The organism is Bradyrhizobium glycinis (genome assembly GCF_016031655.1).
GTDB classification, from domain to species: Bacteria; Pseudomonadota; Alphaproteobacteria; order Rhizobiales; family Xanthobacteraceae; genus Bradyrhizobium; species Bradyrhizobium glycinis.
The window spans coordinates 1-740 of sequence record NZ_JACCHQ010000075.1 but is presented as its reverse complement, the minus strand read 5'-3'; the positions used below and the strand labels follow the sequence as shown (position 1 = coordinate 740).

The window sequence follows — 740 nt, the reverse complement described above, 5'->3', positions numbered from 1 at the left end:
ATCTCGTCACCGACGGCAGCGGCAACACCACCGTCTATCTCGGTAGCACCGGCACGCCGGCAACGCTTGCAACCGTCGACGATCTGTTCACCGCGATCGATCTCGCCAGCGGCGTCAAGACAGTTGCCATCAGCTCCGGTGCTGCGACGATCGCCACGAGCGTCGGCCAGACCGCCTCGACCGTTGTGGGCGGCGCCGTCACGCTGAGGAGCTCGACAGGTGCGGATCTGACCGTCACCGGCAAGGCCGACCTGCTCAAGGCCCTCACCCTGACGAACTCTGTGGGCGGCGGCAACGCAACGGTCCAGGTCAACCGGACCACGAGCGCGGCCTCGCTGGGTGCGACGATCGCGGACGGCTCGACGCTGAACGTCGACGGTCACGTCATCACCTTCAAGAACGCGCCGATCCCGGGCTCGACCGGTGCTCCGAGCGTTCCGAGCGGCTATGGTGCGAGCGGCAACGTCCTGACCGACGGCAATGGCAACTCGACGGTCTATCTGCAGGCCGGCACGGTCAACGACGTCTTGAAGGCGATCGACCTTGCCACCGGCGTGCAGACGGCGACGATCAATGCCAACGGCACCGCAACGCTTGCGACCGCCACCGGCCAGACCAACTCGTCGATCAACGCCTCCGGTCAGCTCAAGCTCTCGACCGGCGTCAACGCCGACCTCTCGATCACCGGCACCGGCAATGCGTTGAACGTGCTTGGTCTTGCCGGCAACACCGGCACATCG

The 740-nt window shown here is 66.1% G+C and carries 1 protein-coding gene; it reads left to right on the top strand.

Translation table 11 applies throughout. From position 1 onward, the window contains the following. A partial coding sequence (locus HZZ16_RS36940; protein WP_197955776.1) for a DUF1522 domain-containing protein occupies positions 1-740 on the top strand: 740 nt, incomplete at both ends.